The 17,920-nt window shown below is 41.9% G+C and carries 13 protein-coding genes; 8 read left to right on the forward strand and 5 right to left on the reverse strand.

Features of this window, described 5'->3' with window-relative positions; translation table 11 throughout:
* Position 1: 1 nt before the first annotated feature.
* Positions 2-919 (reverse strand): efflux RND transporter periplasmic adaptor subunit, encoded by a 918-nt coding sequence (locus SPICA_RS03690; protein WP_013968196.1) that lies wholly within the window; start codon positions 917-919, stop codon positions 2-4.
* A 7-nt stretch (positions 920-926) separates the two neighbouring features.
* On the reverse strand, positions 927-2,243 hold the full coding sequence (locus tag SPICA_RS03695) for a TolC family protein (RefSeq protein ID WP_013968197.1): 1,317 nt from the start codon (positions 2,241-2,243) through the stop codon (positions 927-929).
* 173 nt (positions 2,244-2,416) lie between these two features.
* Between SPICA_RS03695 and SPICA_RS03700 the strand changes: the two genes are divergently transcribed.
* From SPICA_RS03700 to yicI, 7 genes are all read left to right on the forward strand, one after another.
* Positions 2,417-3,124, forward strand: coding sequence for a response regulator transcription factor (locus tag SPICA_RS03700; protein WP_013968198.1), 708 nt, complete (start codon positions 2,417-2,419; stop codon positions 3,122-3,124).
* 16 nt (positions 3,125-3,140) lie between these two features.
* The gene (locus SPICA_RS03705; RefSeq protein ID WP_013968199.1) at positions 3,141-4,508 is read left to right on the forward strand and encodes a HAMP domain-containing sensor histidine kinase; all 1,368 of its coding nucleotides are present in this window, start codon (positions 3,141-3,143) and stop codon (positions 4,506-4,508) included.
* A 117-nt stretch (positions 4,509-4,625) separates the two neighbouring features.
* Positions 4,626-5,645 carry a LacI family DNA-binding transcriptional regulator gene (locus SPICA_RS03710; RefSeq protein WP_013968200.1) on the forward strand — a complete coding sequence of 340 codons (1,020 nt, stop codon included), beginning with the start codon at positions 4,626-4,628 and terminating at the stop codon, positions 5,643-5,645.
* A gap of 102 nt (positions 5,646-5,747) precedes the next feature.
* Positions 5,748-7,034, forward strand: coding sequence for an ABC transporter substrate-binding protein (locus SPICA_RS03715; RefSeq protein WP_013968201.1), 1,287 nt, complete (start codon positions 5,748-5,750; stop codon positions 7,032-7,034).
* A 199-nt stretch (positions 7,035-7,233) separates the two neighbouring features.
* Complete coding sequence (locus SPICA_RS03720; protein ID WP_215904903.1) at positions 7,234-8,043, forward strand: carbohydrate ABC transporter permease; 810 nt, start codon at positions 7,234-7,236, stop codon at positions 8,041-8,043.
* Entirely contained in the window at positions 8,043-8,885 is an 843-nt protein-coding gene (locus SPICA_RS03725) for a carbohydrate ABC transporter permease (protein ID WP_013968203.1), read from the forward strand. The genes SPICA_RS03720 and SPICA_RS03725 overlap by 1 nt, the downstream gene beginning before the upstream one ends.
* On the forward strand, positions 8,882-11,383 hold the full coding sequence (gene yicI / locus SPICA_RS03730; protein ID WP_013968204.1) for an alpha-xylosidase: 2,502 nt from the start codon (positions 8,882-8,884) through the stop codon (positions 11,381-11,383). Before SPICA_RS03725 ends, yicI begins: the two co-directional genes overlap by 4 nt.
* An 18-nt stretch (positions 11,384-11,401) precedes the next feature.
* On the opposite strand, the gene SPICA_RS03735 is transcribed toward yicI, so the two are convergent.
* The 3 genes from SPICA_RS03735 to SPICA_RS03745 all read right to left on the reverse strand — a co-directional run bounded on the left by SPICA_RS03735 (position 11,402) and on the right by SPICA_RS03745 (position 15,111).
* Positions 11,402-12,331, reverse strand: coding sequence for a nucleotidyltransferase family protein (locus tag SPICA_RS03735; RefSeq protein WP_013968205.1), 930 nt, complete (start codon positions 12,329-12,331; stop codon positions 11,402-11,404).
* A gap of 65 nt (positions 12,332-12,396) precedes the next feature.
* Positions 12,397-13,377, reverse strand: coding sequence for an aldo/keto reductase (locus tag SPICA_RS03740; protein ID WP_013968206.1), 981 nt, complete (start codon positions 13,375-13,377; stop codon positions 12,397-12,399).
* 213 nt (positions 13,378-13,590) lie between these two features.
* Positions 13,591-15,111: an Ig-like domain-containing protein gene (locus SPICA_RS03745; RefSeq protein ID WP_013968207.1), complete on the reverse strand. Its 1,521-nt coding sequence runs from the start codon at positions 15,109-15,111 to the stop codon at positions 13,591-13,593.
* A 154-nt stretch (positions 15,112-15,265) separates the two neighbouring features.
* Between SPICA_RS03745 and SPICA_RS03750 the strand changes: the two genes are divergently transcribed.
* Entirely contained in the window at positions 15,266-17,917 is a 2,652-nt protein-coding gene (locus SPICA_RS03750; RefSeq protein ID WP_013968208.1) for an ATP-binding protein, read from the forward strand.
* The last annotated feature ends 3 nt before the right edge of the window (positions 17,918-17,920 follow it).

The raw sequence follows: 17,920 nt of genomic DNA on the forward strand, positions 1-17,920 counted from the left end.
ATTAATTTTCTCCCGATTCTACATCATGTACGAGTATGCCATCGGTAAGGTTTTGTGCACCTTCAATAACAACCCGTTCGTTTTCTTCAAGACCTGATATAATCTCAACCATTCCATCTATTGTGACACCTTTTACAATCCCACGGCGATTTACCGTATTATCATTTTTAACAACGAAAACATAATCGGTGCCATTTAATGTATTTATTGCCTTTTCACTTATCACGATTCGATTGGGATAAAACACCGTGTTAAGGCGAATTCGAGCATACATTCCAATCACAAGACGAGGATCAGGATTTCCTTTAATTTTCAGGTACACTTTCCTTGTACGAGAAGTAGAATCAAGAATAGGAGATACCCTAATCACATCTGCTGAAAATGGGTGATCTGGTAAAGCTTCAAATGAGATAGATGCGGTAAGCCCTGTTTTCATAAGCGCAGAATACCGTTCTGGAATTGAAGTAACAATTTCTAATTTATCAAGAACGCCTATCGTAGCAATACTGCTATTTGTGCTAACTGTTGCACCTATTTGTAGTGGGAGTTCAAGCACCGTGCCGGAAATAGGGCTTAGTACTGGATTTAATGCATATGCCGTACCTGGTTTAGAAGGATCAATATAAGCGATTATATCACCTTTAGAAACTTCTGATCCAATATAAACCAGTAAAGAATCAATCTTTCCACTCGTAAATGGATATACGGAAACAATAGTTTCGCTTGTTACTTCACCATTTGTTATAATATAATCCTGAAGGTTTTTGCGATTTACAAGTTCAGTTTTTACGTTTACAGCTTGCTGAGCAAATGCTGGTTTTGTTTTTGATTGAGAAGCGGATTGATTTCGGGGCAAGAGAAGGATTGCTCCAATCAGTATTATAAAAATTCCAAAAATTACAAAATTTCGACGATTCATCTTTTATCTACCTCCCAAGACTTCCAAAAGGCAGTCCTAATGAATATTCAAGATTTAAAATTACAATACTCAAATTGTAAATATTTTCCAAAATCGCATAACGAACTTCTGAGAGATTATCTATCGCATTTTGTAGACTTATAAGATCTGTAAGTCCATTGGTATATGCTGTTTGAGTAAGATCTACACTTCGTAATGCTAGCTGCTCATTTGCTTTATAACTCTGTAAGAGCATCAGGTATTGCTCTATTTGTCGAAGATACGAGGCTCGATTAAGATTTGCTGTATTTCGAGCATCTTCCAATTGATAATGAAGATCTCGAATGGTATCTTCAGATGAATCCCGATTCTCTCCTGCTGATGAAAATGGTAAAAGAGCATCTATTGACCAACTAAGTGCTACACTAACAGACCCTTGGTCAATCCAAGTACTTGTAGTGCTACTATACGTTGGTTGGTAGGTCCATGAAACCGAAAGAGATGGAGCTAATGTATTATTTATTATTGCTTTTCGATTTGTTTCTGCGACTAATAATTGAGAACGTAAACGTTGTTCTTCAAGAGAAGGCCCAGCTTCTTTTATAAAAGAAGCTACATTATTCATTAATTTATCTTTGTCTGGAGAATTTAAAGTCCCTTCGAGAATAACATACGTGTTTTGATCAATTCCGATTAGCTGTTTTAATGTTTCAACTTGATCAGCATAGTTTGTTTGGGCCATCGTAAGTTTTGATTTACTATTTTCTAGAGAAACCAAAGCAGAAAGGGTTTCTGTTTCTGACGCAAGCCCTGCATGCTGTTTAGCTACTACAGTTTCATAATTTTTTTGTGCTGTCTGTACATTCTGAGAAAGCAGCTTAATATTTTCATGGGTTACTAACAAAGATTTATAATATTTTCGGACAGAAAGTTCGACATCTTTTTTTGCTTGCTCATAACTAATTTTTTGAACATCATATGCAAGCTTTGTAGCCTCAATTTCATGTAGTACTCCAGGTGATACATTAAGACTCGTTTTTACTGATGCGAAACGGGTCCAATTTGAAGTATCATAACTTACTTCATTTGAATGCATTACTCCACTACCTAATGTAAGTGATGGTAACAATGCATTCATAGATCTATCAGAAGTACGCTTTTTTGCTAATAAGGTGTTGCTAGCACGAAGAAGGCTTATATTAAGATTAAGTGCTTTTGATACTGCATCATCCTCAGTTAATTTAAGGGAAATCGTATTTCCAGTTCCAACCTCTTGGGCTATTGCAAAATGAAAAATGTTAAACCATAATAATAAGCTCATCACATGGTATCTGATACGCTTCATTAATACCTCCTAGCGATATTATTAATTTTATGATATAAATAATCTTGAAAAATAAACATAAATACTAGATAAAAGAAAAATAATATTTTGTTATAAAAGTACATGAATATATGATAGACCGTTGTTAGATTTGATATTCCTCTTTATATTTTTACAAGGAGCATAACGAAGCAATGTTTGCACATATATTAGTTATAGAGGATACACGGGAACTTGCAGAGCTTGTTGCTCTCTATTTAATTAAAGAAGGACTGTCTGTTGATATAGTAGAAACGGCTGAAGAGGGAATACAAATTATTAATAAAAAAAATATAGATCTTATTGTTTTAGATATTAATTTACCAGGGATGGATGGTTTTCAATTTCTTAGTCAGTTACGTCGAAAATACACTATACCCGTGCTCATTATTTCGGCTAGAATTGAAGATGAAGATATTATTACCGGTCTTGGTTATGGGGCAGATGAGTTTGTTACGAAACCTTTTTCACCAAAGGTATTGGTAGCCCGTATTCGAGCCTTGTTACGTAGAGTACAAGAAATTGAAAATCAGAGTGTTAAAGTTGCTCAGACCTTCACCTTTGGGCCCTACACATTATATGCCGATTCTTGCATATTACGAAAAGGGGAAGAAATAGTTCATCTGTCTATAAAAGAATTTGAAGTTCTTGTATATCTGGTAGAACATGCAGGGAAACCACAAAGTCCAGATGCTATTTACAATACTGTTTGGAAAAATACATATGGTGATCTTACCACGGTTGCTGTATATATCCAACGGCTAAGAAAAAAAATAGAAGATGATCCTTCCTGTCCTTGTTATATTGAAACGGTTCATGGTATGGGCTATCGTTTTAATCTTGAAGGCCTTCGAGTAAAATAAGGAGATCCCGTATAGTATGAAAATTCGTACTCAATTTTATTTACTCATTGCTGGTATTATCCTTATTCCATTTCTTATGGGAATTATTTTTTTTCTTATTCAAAAACGAAATGCCCCCGTTAGTCTCCAGCCTATTCCAGGATATGAGGAGATTGTTAAAATAGCAGGCAATGCAATCAATCGAGAAGCATGGGATCAAATATCTGATTTTTTATCCAGACGTCCCCCATGGGCAGATTTTATTATTACTGACATAAATCGAACTATTTTATTTTCAACACTTTCTAATTTCCCGGGTGGGACTAAACTTTCTGATAGTGAACTTACACAATATATTCGAGATAATAGTCATCACTACATATTTCAATTTGATGCACCTACAAGGCTATCTAATAATGGACTTCTGGTTATTACTCAGGCATTACGAGAAAAAAAACGTCCCCCAAATCCTGTAGAACGGTTTATTCAATATGGGTTAATATCGTTGCTAACCTTACTCATTTTTTCCATTACTATGTCTATTATCATTGCTAATTCAATTACCAAATCTGTTTTAATACTTGAACAGGCGACCCGTAGAATTGCTGCAGGAGAATTAGATTTAGAAGTCGCTGTACGAGGTAGTAATGAGATTACAAGTCTTACAAGTTCACTTAATCGTATGAGGCTTGATCTTAAGGAAGACATTATTCGTCGTTCTCGTTTTATTATGGGAATCTCCCATGACCTAAAAACCCCCCTTGCGCTTATTAAAGGATATACTGAGGCTATCAGAGATGGAATAACTGATGATCAAGCTTCTAAATCACGGGCTATTGACATTATCCTTTCAAAAGTTGAGCAATTAGAAGGCATGATAGATGATCTTATGGATTTTGTTCGGATGGATACAAGTGAATGGCAGCAACATCTTATAGAACAGCCCTTTTTACCTTTTTTATATGCCTTTTGCAAAAGAGTTTCCATAGATGCCCAGCTTCTTCATAGAGAAGTTGCTTTTGATCTTAATATACCAGAACATACTCAAGTAAAAATGAATGAAGCTCTTATAACGAGGGCCTTAGAAAATCTTATAAGTAACGCCCTCAGGTATACCCGAGAGGGTGGAAAAGTTCAAATTACCGCACAACTCGAAAACCGCGCTATGAATAAATCTGCCATTTTAGTTACAATTACAGACAATGGTATTGGGATTGATCAGGAAGATTTAGATAGGATCTTTGAACTATTTTATCGAGGTACAAATTCCAGAAGAGAAGCCGGAATGGGGATTGGTCTTTCAGTAGTAAAAAGCATTATCGATTCTCATGGGTGGAAAATTTCAGTTTTTTCTAATAAACAAGAAGGAAGTACCTTTAGCATTACTATTCCTATTTTTTCGTAACATTTTGCTTGACAAATTGTACTAAGAGCTTTAAAGTTATTTCGAGAATGTCGAAACGTTTCGGTGAAACGATTATTATTATTATAGTAATAGTTCCTTTCAGGGAGTTGGGTGAACGTGGCTACCATTCATGATGTGGCAAAATATGCAGGAGTTTCTATTAGTACGGTTTCATATGTTCTGAGTGGTGTTCGGCCGGTGTCAGCCCCGACACGGCAGAAAGTCTTGGACGCTATGGAAACCTTAGGATATCGTCCTAATCCTCATGCTCGAGCGCTATCCAGCAAAGAAAGTCATTTATTAGCCCTTTTTATTCCTCCAACTCGTAGAGGCTTAGGTGAAACGGAAATTGATTTTGCTAGTCATGTATCAAAGGAAGCAATGAGAGAAGGTTATCATACAATTCTCGTCACTGATGAGTATGATGATCTCATAGCCCTTAAAGAATTTATACATCAGAGTCTTGTAGATGGGATAATTCTTATGGAGGTTCATACTCACGATCCGCGGGTAGACTTCCTTCTTCATGAAAACATACCTTTCGTAATTATTGGACATTGTGAAAATATTCATACCAATTGGGTTGATATTGATTTTGAAAAAACTCTCTTTTCGGGGATTCAATATTTTATCGAACAAGGTTATCGAGCTATTGCATTTGTTAATCAATCTGAAGCAGTCTATACCTCTGGCTATGGACCAGTCGTTCGTTCTTTTCAGGCCATCCAACGAGCAAAGCATATTTATTCCTGTGACAGGCTGGTTCATTATTTTTGCGAAGCTTACAATGAATACGGATATGAATTAACAAAAAAAATAATAAAAGAAGAACCATTTATTAATGCCTTTATTGTTATGAATGACCGAGCTTTACCAGGTATGTACCGTGCTTTCTATGAAGCACAAAAAAGGATTCCCGATGATGTGGCAATAGTGAGTATGGTTACATCAGAACAAGCTGCGGAAATGCTGTATCCCCCGCTTACAACTCTTGAATTTCCCACAGAAATTCTTGCAGTGCAAGCTGTTCAGCAACTTATATCACAGATAAGGGGAAAACCGACAGTTCATTTTCAAAACACTTTACTATGCCCTTTAATAGAGCGTCACTCTACAAAAAGAAAATCCGTATTATAAAAATCTAATTATTATAGGTTGATGTGAAGGTTCAATTATTTAGTTAAAAGCGTTGGTCTTTTATAAGACCAACAAAAAACATATGGAAAGGGAGGAAATGATATGAAACGGATACTACTTACAGGGTTGGGAATGCTGGTAACTATCGGTATTCTTAGTTTAGTTAGTTGTGGAGATAAGCAACCTAAAGAAACAAAGAGGACCTTAAAAATTTGGCATTATGAATCGGAAAATGGTGCAATGGGCTTAGCTTGGAAAGTTGCAATGGATAAATTTAAGGAAAAACATCCCGATGTTACCATTATTTATGAAAATAAAGGGTTTGAACAAATAAGACAGACTGCAAGTATGGTTCTCAATTCTGATGATGCACCAGATATAATGGAATATAATAAAGGTAATGCATCAGCTGGACTTCTTTCAAAGCAAGGTTTATTAGCAGATCTAACAGATGAGGCTAATAAACGTGGATGGGATAAAATCTTAAGTCCAAGTTTGCAAACTACCTGCAAATATAATGAACAAGGAATTATGGGTGGTGATAAATGGTATGGTGTTACAAATTACGGTGAATACGTAATGGTTTATTATAATAAAGATATGTTTAAAAAATATAATCTAGAATTACCCAAGACGCTAGATGAATTTGAAAAGATTATGTCAGTGTTCTTAAAAGCAGGAGTCGTACCTCTTGTGGTAGCAGGAGCAGAATATCCTGCCCAACATATATTCTATGAATTAGTTCTATCAAAGGCAGATCGTAATTTTGTCAATGCATATCAACTCTATAAAGGTAATGTTTCTTTTAAAGGACCCGAAATGACTTTTGGTGCACAACGTCTTTTAGAGTGGGTCAGAAAAGGATATATAGGCAAGGATTCCATCAGTATGAAAGCTGAAAATATGGGAGTTGCATTTACAAATGGTAATTATCCTATCATGATTTCTGGTAGTTGGTGGTATGGCCGTTTCATGAATGAAATTAAAAACTTTGAGTGGGGTATTTTTTCGTTCCCAGGAAATACCCTGCATCCTGGTTCTGGTGGTAATATTTGGGTTATATCTTCAAAATCTAAGAATAAAGATCTTGCTTATGATTTTATAGATATAACACTTTCGCCAGAAATACAAACAATATTGGCTAATGCAGGTGGAATCCCGGTAAATGCAGATATTTCTAAAATAACAGATCAAAAAATAAAAGAACTAGTAGAAGGCTTTGATACAATTAATAAAAATGATGGGCTAGCGTTTTATCCTGATTGGCCAGCCGCTGGTTATTACGATACCCTTGTAGCTACTATTCAAGAATTAATGGGAGAAACTAAAACAATTCCTCAATTCTTAGAAGCTCTTGAAAAGTCATATAATGAAAATAAAGCACAATAATATATTAAGAAATAAAAATAGGTGATGTTATTTTAATTGTTTGAAACACATAGGAATGGAGAATCTATAAAGAGATTCTCCATTTTATTATTGATGCAGACGGCAAAGGCATAATATGAATTTTGGAAGAAAAGGTTATAGTTATTTCCTAATACCGGGAGTAGTTCTTCTTATCCTAGTTGTATTTTTACCGTTTGGTATGAATTTGTTTATTAGCTGTACTAAATGGAATGGTGTAGGTTTACCTCAATGGGTTGGTTTTTCAAATTATAGAAAAGCAATAACTGATACGGTATTTTGGGCTTCTTTTAAAAATAATATTATAATGATTTTAGCAGTTACAGTAATACCGACCATTCTTGGATTGCTTCTTGCGGTCTTCCTTTTTGATTTTGGGATCCCTCATTTTGGACAAAAGAATATTGCAATTATCAGAAGCGCTATATATCTACCACAGATACTACCTGTTGCGATTGCAGGTATTGTTTGGGGATGGATTCTTGATCCAACATATGGTGCACTAAATATGATTTTACGAACAATTGGGCTCGATAATTTAACACGTAATTGGTTAGGAGATCCGACAAGCGCTTTGCCATCAGTAATGGGTATTATGGTATGGTTTCAGATTGGTTATCCACTTGTTATTTGTATGTCAGCACTACAGCGAATAGATCCTCAAATCCTGGAAGCTGCTCAAATAGATGGTGCTGGATGGTTGCGACGTTTTTTTATATCCATATTTATTATAAGGCCAGAAATATTAGTTGTTGTACTTACAACAACAATTTATGCACTGAAGCTGTTTGCTCAAATCTATGTTTTAACGAGAGGTGGTCCAGGGACAGCCACATTAGTGCCTTCTTATTTTGCATATCAAAACTTTTTTGAAAAGGCAAATGTAGGTTATGGTGCGGCAATCTCTTCAATTATGACTGCTATTATTTTTATATTAACAGCTATATTTATAAGTGTACAAATGAAGCATGAAGGAGTAGGTGAATACTGATGAATCATTCGAAACGCTTATTTGAACAATGGGAAAAAATTGGGGCATTTATTTTAATTGCTTTTATTGTGCTCATCATGTTATTTCCTTTTTATATAGTTTTTCTAAATGCATTTAAAACCCCAGTCGATTATGCACAACGAGGCCCCCTTGTATGGCCTTCACCATTTTCATTTCAAGGAATTAGTAATTTCTGGCTACGAGTCGATTTTACAAACAAATTGATGAATAGCTTTTCTATTAGTCTTGCAGTAGCCATTATTGCTGTAGGAATATCACTTCTTAACGCGTATGCCTTGGGAATAGGTCGTATAAAAGGTAGAACTATATTACTTGTTTTGTTTGTAGTAGCAAATACGCTTCCTCACGAGGCTCTTGTATATCCTCTGTATTATCTTGCAAAACTTTTAAAAATATATGATCGGCAAATTGCGGTAATACTTGTATTTTCTGTTATACAAAGTGCCTTTGGAACCTATTTATTAAGTTCAGTTTATGCATCTTTTCCTCGAGAATTGCTGGAAGCAGCTGAAGTAGATGGATGTACAAAAACAACTACTCTTTTTCATATTGTTGCTCCGATAAGTATGCCAACCTTATCTGTTTTGTTTACATTCTTCTTCATATGGACTTGGAATGAGTTTTTCTTACCACTTATATTACTAATTTCTAATAATCGACAAACAGTTCCTATAGCTATTTCTGTAACTCAAGGGCAACATAATATGGACGCTACTATGGCAAGTGCGTCAGCGTTGTTAGGCATATTACCATGTCTTATTTTCTTTTTTATATTTCAACGGACCCTTACTAAGGGAATCACTGCTGGGAGCCTTAAATGAAATTTACCAATGGATATTGGCTGCTTCGTGATAATGTACAAGCTTCATATGCAACGGTTGCATTTGATGTAGAAGAAGGGCTTGATGAACAAGGCCGCCCATCACTTATCATATATGCCCCAACAAAACAGATAAACCACCGAGGCGATACTCTTAATGGTACTCTTCTTACCATTTCTTATTCATCACCTATGCAAGATGTAATACGAGTACGGGTAGAGCATTTTCGAGGGACCAAGGATCGGGGGCCTCATTATGAACTCTATTCAACAGGGAATCCAGAAATAGAAACCATCAATAAAACCAACGAACATGAAGCCAATACTCAGAATAACGGAAATCCCTATATCCCTCAGGTATATTGGGAAGGAACTACAGCTGCGGATCGCCTCCTTTGGCAAGGAAAGTGTATGGATTCTACTAAAGAAGAGTATGCTTTGAATGGGCAGGCTGCTTCACCCCGGGCCTACTTTGTGGCAGGTAATCTTTCTATTATGGTCGATTTACAAGCTAAGGGATGGAAGGCTGAGGTGCTTGGGCATAGTGATGTCATTACCTCCTGGGACAGTAAATCCACAGCATATATGTTAGTAGATACAAAATATCCCTATATGGTAGATAGCCTTCGGCTTTCTCCTGGAGAAACGATCTATGGTCTTGGAGAACGATTTGGGCCGCTCGTTAAAAATGGACAAACTATTGATATTTGGAATGAAGATGGCGGAACCGCCAGTGAACAGGCTTATAAAAACATTCCCTTCTGTCTTTCAAATCGTGGCTATGGTCTATTTATTAATGCAACCAATAAGGTCTCTTTTGAGATCGCTTCAGAAAAAACGAGTCGACTGCAATTCAGTGTTCCCGGTGAGACTATTGAATATTATTTAATTTATGGTCCAACGCCAAAGGAAATCCTTTCTAAATATACCCTACTTACTGGAAGGCCTGCTTTACCTCCACCCTGGGCTTTCGGATTATGGCTTACCACTTCCTTTACCACTTCCTATGATGAAAAGACCGTGCAATCTTTTATAGATGGGATGAAAGCGCGAGAAATTCCACTTCGAGTATTCCACTTTGATTGTTTCTGGATGCGAGAATACCAATGGATCGACCTGCAGTGGGATAATCGTACTTTTCCTGATCCAAAGGGTATGCTTCATCGACTTAAACAGCAGGGGCTTTCTATCTGTGTATGGATTAATCCCTATGTGGCACAACGGTCACCACTCTTTGATGAAGCAGTCCAACACAACTTTTTACTTAAAAAACCGAATGGTGATATTTGGCAAACCGATATGTGGCAGGCAGGAATGGGAATCATCGATTTTACTAATCCTGCTGCAACCCAATGGTTTCAGGAAAAATTGAGCAGCCTCATTGATATGGGGGTTGATTGTTTTAAAACCGATTTTGGCGAGCGGATTCCCACGGATGTAGTATACTTTGATGGATCTGATCCTATCAAGATGCATAACTATTATACGTTTTTATATAATAAATGTGTTTTCCAGGTACTAGAGCAAAAAAAAGGAAACGGTAAAGCGGTGCTTTTTGCCCGTTCTGCTACTGTAGGAAGTCAGCGATTCCCTGCACACTGGGGAGGTGACTGTGAATCAACCTATGAGGCCATGGCAGAAACATTACGGGGCGGTCTTTCACTCGCCCTAAGCGGCTTTGGTTTTTGGAGTCATGATATTGGTGGTTTTGAAGGGATGCCCCCATCGGACCTCTATAAACGTTGGCTTGCATTCGGTCTTTTGTCTCCCTTAAGCCGGCTTCATGGGTCAAGTTCTTATCGTGTTCCTTGGTTGTTTGATGAAGAAGCAGTTACGGTGGCACGGGAATTTACTCGTTTAAAATGCCGGCTTATGCCCTATCTTTATCAAAAAGCGGTTGAGGCCCATACCACCGGTATTTCTATGCTTCGTCCAATGATAGTAGAATTCCCGGAGGATCCAAATTGTACCTATATTGATCTGCAGTATATGTTAGGCGATGCACTTCTGGTAGTTCCAATTTCTACTTCTTCCGGGCGAGTTACATTGTATGTTCCTGCAGGAAGATGGACTAATCGATTCAGGAACGAAGTTATAGAAGGACCTTGCTGGATTGAAACTGCCTGTACTTATCATGAGCTACCCCTTCTTGTACGACCCCATACGATATTGCCTATTGGATCAGTAGATACCCGGCCTGATTATTCATATACCGAGGATGTTGAGTTCGAAGTATACCAACTTGAAGATAACAAGGAAGCAAAGGTTATAATCCCAGATCATTCAGGAACACCTGCTGCTTCCATTACGATACATAAGAATGCTGGAATCTATAATATAAGCGCCAAAGGGGATCTACATCGTTGGTCTGTTTTATTACTAGCAGTGAGCGGTGAAGCCACAATCCTATCTGGTCATGGAACCGTGGAAATGACAGAACGAGGCCTGAGGATACAAGTCGATACACATCATCTTGTGGTAGGGGTGTCATATAACTAGAAATCCCGATGCATCGACCTATCTCTGGTGTTCCCATAAATTATCAGGATACAGCCCTTCTGCGATAAGGCTCCGGATCCGATCAGCGGCTTTTTCCCGGTCCTCCCGGTAGGTGACGCCGAACCACTGGGCTTGGGTTTCCAGGGCATGGACTGTCAGGTTCCGTTCCCTAATAAGGTAGTCCATGGCTGAGGGGAGGTAACACTCCTTTTTGGGGTCCCGGCCATGGGCTTTTATAAAATCGGCAAAATAATCGGTCAGGTCCGAAAGCAATTCCGGTTTTAAGCCCCAGAAGTTCATGGAAACCCCCACATCAGGAGGCAGTATCACATCCTCTCCCGAATCCAGATGGCTCAGGATCCGTTCATCAACCTGTTCAATCTTGGTGTGCTCCGAAATGGTGCGCAGTAAGCCCTTTTCTATCGTGCAAACACCGCGGGCTACTGAACCCGCTTCGGTCAGGGTAGCCTGTAAGGGATAAACCACCAGGGCAGCATCGCGGTACTTCTCTTGTTCCGGATCGGACAAAAAGCTCCCCATGGCGGCAAAGGCTTCGCGGCCGTAGAAGTCGTCCGCATTGATGACCCCAAAGGGCCGGTCAAGGACCTCCCGGGCACAGAGGACCGCATGGGTAGTTCCCCAGGGCTTGGTCCGCCCTTCGGGAGCCGCAAAGGCCGCCAGGTCCGGTCGTATGAGGTTATCCAGGTCCTGAAATACAATACTGCATTCGATATGGTGGCGGAACCGGGACAGGACCTGTTCGGTAAAATCCTGTTCTATGGCTTTGCGGATAATAAAGACTACCTTCGAAAATCCCGCCAGGAGTGCATCATAAATAGAAAAATCGAGGAGGGTTTCGCCATGGGGGCCCAGGCCATCCATCTGCTTAAGTCCCCCATAACGGCTTCCCATGCCTGCGGCAAGTACCAGAAGTATCGGTCCGTTCATCAAACTATACCCCTCTGCCAGTATGCCACATTTTTCTCAGGCTGGCCATATCTTGCGAGGTGGTATCAGGCTGGCCAGATCTTGCGGCCGCCGCCGGGGGGCACAATGTGATCGATCAGGCTCAGCTCTTCCTGGTTGAGGGGCGGCAGTTGGGCTGCCTTAAGGTTAGCCTCCATTTGGGCTACGGTCTTAATGCCGGGGATGACCGTTGAGACCGCAGGGTGTGCCAGCACAAACTGGAGAGCCACCGTTGCCAGGGACCGGTCAGGCCGCTGGAGTTTACGGAGGGCTTCTACCTTTTCCAGATCCTTAAGGAAGACCTGATATTCTTCGGGGTTGTCATGCCAGCGGCGCCGGAAATCCCCCTCGCCAAAGCGGGTTTCAGCGGTAAATTTTCCCGCCAGGATGCCCATGGCAATGGCTCCGCGGATAATCACCCCCAGGCCCTGCTCGCGGCAGTAGGGCAGGATCTCCTGTTCGCTCGTCCGGTTCAGGATGCTGTAATCAATCTGGATGGTGTTTGCCTTACCGTTATGGTTGAAGGCCTTCAGGTATTCAAAATTGCTCGTGCTGACCCCATAGGCGCGGATTTTCCCGGCCTGCTTCAGTTTCTGGAACCCCTCCAGGAACACCTCCATCGTAGGGTCCCGGAAATCAATATGACTCTGCATCACATCAATATAATCGGTCTCGAGCCGCTTCAGGTTGCTTTCGACGCCGGCTATAAAACTTTCTACGGTGGTGTAGGCGCTCTGTCCCTTTTCGCCGTCAAAACCCCGCCAGCCAATCTTGGTCGCCACAATAAACTTATCCCGCCGGCCCTTCATGGCCTTGCCCAAGAGTTCCTCGCTGTGGCCGTTCCCGTAGACGTCGGCGGTATCGAAGAAGGTGACCCCATGGTCCAGGGCATAATCGATAGCCCGCAGGACTTCATCATCCTCTGTTTTTCCCCATGCATCTCCCCCTGCGGCCCAGAGTCCCATACCGATTTCGCTCACCGTGATCCCTGTTTTCCCCAGGGGACGGTACTTCATGGTTCCATTCATGGCTTGCCTCCTTTGTTTAGGTTGATGAACTCCTCTGCCTCATTTGCATAGAGTCCATCTTATATAGCTTTATCTTGAATATAGCATAATAGTTGAAAAATATCAAGCAAATCCGTATACAATTGCCCCAGGGTGTAGTCCCCGGGGCTTGTGAACGTACCGGTCTCTCAGCTCTGCACTCCGCTTTCCGGAACAGGCTTTCCTTCCCTAATGCTACCAGGTGCTCACTCCGGAAGCTCGGATATAACTGTCGTCGAAGGGTGTGCTGGTATTGTTGCCGCTTCCTTCGCTGTACCAGTAATAGTAGGATGTTTTTCCGTAATTCATCATCGATTTTACCGTACTGTCCGCAGCGGCGGCGCCGAGACTGCCGTTCTGGGTCTGGACCGAGCCTCCCATGGACCACATGTACCAGAGGACCGCATAGGAATGCTGTAATGCCGCGTCGGTCAGGGAAATAAAGTCGGGCCAGATCCGGAAGAAGGCGGTCATTTTTCGCATGTCTACATTTTCATCCCCTACAAGGTAGCCTCCAATGGCGGTAGACTTAGATTGTTCCACGATGGTCCCAAAGTTGGAAATAGCATAATTGATATAGGTTCGGCACACTTCGCCGGTCCACTTGCCACCCAGATAGGTTTTTCCGTCCTTGTTCCAGAAGGGGTCCGCCAGGTACACCCGTTTAGGTACTAAGGATGAAGCAAGACTGCCGCTCTTTGCAGCTGAAGCGACCTTATAGGTAAGGACCGTAGCCATCTGGTTTCCCAGGGAATGGCCCACCAGGCGGATATAACCCGAGGTATTGGAACTTACGGCCTGAACATAGGCATCGTAGAGGAGGTCAGCGGCACTCTTGGTGGTGCTGTAGGCAACATAGGTTCCATTGGAAAGCTTATACCGCATCTGTTTCAGGCCGTTGTTGCCCACCCATATCTTGGCTTCCGCATCCTTTACCTCGTCCTCATCGGCAAACTGATCCCAATAGAATACGCCCAGATTGTATCCCTTCTGTTTCCAATAGGTACCGGTATTTACATTGCTTGTATATTTATCGTTCCATAAATAGGGGTTCTCCCGCCAGTAGTTGTTGGTAACACTCCCTTTCTGCCAGCCATGCACATAAAGGACAACAGGTTTGGAAGCATTGTAAAACTGGTTTGGAACTCCCGGTAAATATTTTTGCGCTTCGCCATTATCGCTGAACCACCAGATCCCAAAGTCCAGATTTGCACAGGTGTAGGTTCGGCTCTGGTTAACCGTGAGTTTGGTCCCATTTTCAGCTGTTATTGTTCCATTTATGGTAATCTGGTAGGTTCTGCCCTGTTTAGGCCCCGATATACGGATGGTTGCAGAACTGCCGCTGCCTTCGGCGGTGGTTTTAAAAATGGGATGGTAATACACTTTGGTCTTGCTTCCATCTACAATGAGACGGCCTGCTACGGTAGTCCCGCTTGCTGTGTCCTTCAGAGTAATAAAGGAAGCAGGCACTGATGTCGGCACAATTGTGGTATTAAAAGTGATAATGACAGGCTGACCAATGGATATATCGGTGCTATTAGCCGCTGGAGTAATCGATGTAAGTGCCAGATTGGTAACTGCCCGGGAGAGTTCTACATCTGCTTCTCCTGCTGCTGGTGCGGCCAGGTCGGTAAAGGGCGAGGTACAGGATACGAGTACCAGGGCGATACCAAAGCCCATAGCCATAAAAAGTTTTACCAGTGAACCTTGTTTCATCAAGGACCTCCTTCGTGTTTAGTACCGGTACAGGATGGGGCCAGAAGGCAGTTCTGCCAACCAGGAAAAATTTCCCGGTACCAGAGTAGTTTTACTCCCCTGGTGCTTTATAAAAATATCTAAAATATCCATCAATCTATGGTACTATATATGCATGTTACGAATGCTTTCTGTTTTATTGGGTTTCTTCATTCTCTGCGGTTCACTCCAGGCAGAACCGGTACAATCCTTGCGGGATGGCTGGGCCTTTTCATTTCGGGAACATGAAACCGCACCGGCAGTGGAATTCGATTCAGTCTCGGTTCCTATGAACTGGACCTTCTATAACAAGCAGCTTGGCCATCAAAGGGAGGTAACTTCCCTTGGGATTGGCCGCTATGAACGGATTGTAGATCTTGGTGAGGTGCAGGCAAAATCCTCTCCAGAGTCCCCGGCACCCCTGATGCTGAGGATCGGTGAAATCGGAACCGCCTGTGCTGTTTATATTGATGACAGGCTGGTCGCTCAGCGCGGCATTTTTGGTACAAGACCAGATACCCATGTACCGATGGTGGCACCCTTGTATATCGTCCTGCCTGAGGCTATGTCCCCTCGGATAAAACTTACCATAGAGGTCTCTAACTTTGAGGATACCAATGGGGGTGGTATCTGGGGACAGGTCCTTCTCGGAAGGGCTGACCAGATACTGGGCCTTCGAGACTGGAATGTTATTCGAGATTCGTCCATTGCGGGTATTTTTATCCTTGTGTTTCTTTTTTATCTGGTCCTCTTTATGTATCGTCGGACTGATCGGGCCCTCCTGTTGTTTTCTCTCATATGCCTCGCTTTTTTCTTTCGCCAGATCACTACCAGTGAAAAAATCGCTATGCTTGTTGTTCCATCCATTTCCTGGAATATATTGGTTAGGCTGGAATATCTGAGTCTCTATGTCGTGGCTCCCCTCTATATTCTGTTTTTTTCTGTTCTTTTTGGCCCTTACCCCTGGCCGCGGTGGTTAACCTGGTGCGGTGTTGGGCTGGGAATCCTGGCAAGCCTTGGTGTACTTGGGCTGTCCATTCCCTGTTTTATCAAAACCCTTATCATAATCCAGTTTTATTGGGTTCTATTGTTTGTGCTCACCTTTTTTGTTCTGTTTCGTGCCCTTCGGTCCAAACAGGAAGATTCTGGATTATTTCTGTTTAGTTTTAGCATCTTGGTGCTTGGTTCTCTCAACGACATCCTGCTAACCCGGTTGTATATCCCGACGCTATCGCTTGTAACCCTAGCCCAGGTTGTTTTCATTCTGATTCAATCCCTTGCTCTTGCCCGCCGTTTTGCCCGAGAATTCCGGCGCAGAGAAAACTTGGAAGAATTAAACATGCATCTTAAGGAACTGGATGAAACCCGGTCCCGTTTTTTAGCCGCCGCTAGTCACGAGTTGAGAACTCCTGTCAGTCTCATTATCACCCCGATAGATGCCATTCTGAAAGGTTCCTATGGTGAAACCATAGCCCATGATGCCCAGGTCTTTTCTCTGATTCGCCGGAATTGTGAGCGGCTTAAACATTTGGCAGAATCATTATTACAGGTGCTGAAAATTGATGCAGGGATGATGCAGCCAGCTTTACAACAGGTTGACCTCGAGGATTTTGTACAGAACTATGTGGCACTCTTCTCTGCAGAGGCAAGTAAAAAGCATATCCGGCTTGAGTCCCGGTACCCTGCTTGCAGAGATCACAAATTGTTTGTTAATACAGACCCAGTCATGCTTGAAACGGTCGTATTGAATCTGCTTTCTAATGCCATCAAATTCACTCCTCCCGAAGGCTATATCCTGATCCAACTAGAGGATCCTGAAACGGCTTATATTGTGTTGAGTATTCAAGATTCTGGACCGGGGATCCCGCTGGAGCAGCAGCACAAGCTATTTACTCGCTATGCTGCATCTCAGGGGAACAGAGATTCGAGAATACAAAGTTTTGGTCTGGGACTACCCCTTTCTGCGGAAATTATTAAACTGCTGGGAGGTACCATAACTGTACAGAGCGAAATCGGTCATGGAAGTTGTTTTAAGGTTCATATCCCATGCTGGCAGGATACTCAGAGACATGAACACAAGGCCGACGAAAAAAGATCTTCCTGTGAACCCCATTGTAAATCACCGAAGGCCCAGTCCATCCTCATTGTAGAGGATGATGAGGATATGCGGACCTTTTTGCAGGAAAACCTCTCACGGGCCCTTACGGTTCATACCGCCCGTTCTGGCCAGGAGGGCCTGAACAAAATCCATGCAGGGCTCGTGCCAGACCTTATTATTTCCGATGTCATGATGCATCCTATGGATGGCCTTGCGTTCCGTGAACAGCTCCGTTCCATACCAGGCTTTGATGCTATTCCCTTCCTTTTCATCTCTGCTAATCCGGAACCCGAAGTTCGTTCCCGAGCTCTTGGAACTGGTGCGGTGGATTTTATACAGAAGCCCTTTTATATTGATGATCTTACATCGAAACTTTTTGCTCTTATGGCATTACGGGATTGCCAGCAAAAAGGTTTAGAAGAGCGGGTCCTTCGTGCCTTGAGAACGCATGATGTGCCATCCAGTAAGACCCAGACCAGCTTGGAAGACCGCCTGTCGTACATCAACCTGACAGAACGGGACAGGGAGGTCCTTGAGTTACTGCTGCAGGGCTTGAGCGATAAGGAAATTGCGGTGAAATTAAACGCCTCTGTCAGGACCATTTCGAATCGAGTTTCTTCCCTTCTGAAACGGACGGGCCAGCCAAGTCGAAGCGCTCTCATTGCCTTTTTAGGTGGCCGAGAGCGTTAAGCA

The organism is Gracilinema caldarium DSM 7334 (assembly GCF_000219725.1).
GTDB lineage: Bacteria > Spirochaetota > Spirochaetia > Treponematales > Breznakiellaceae > Gracilinema > Gracilinema caldarium.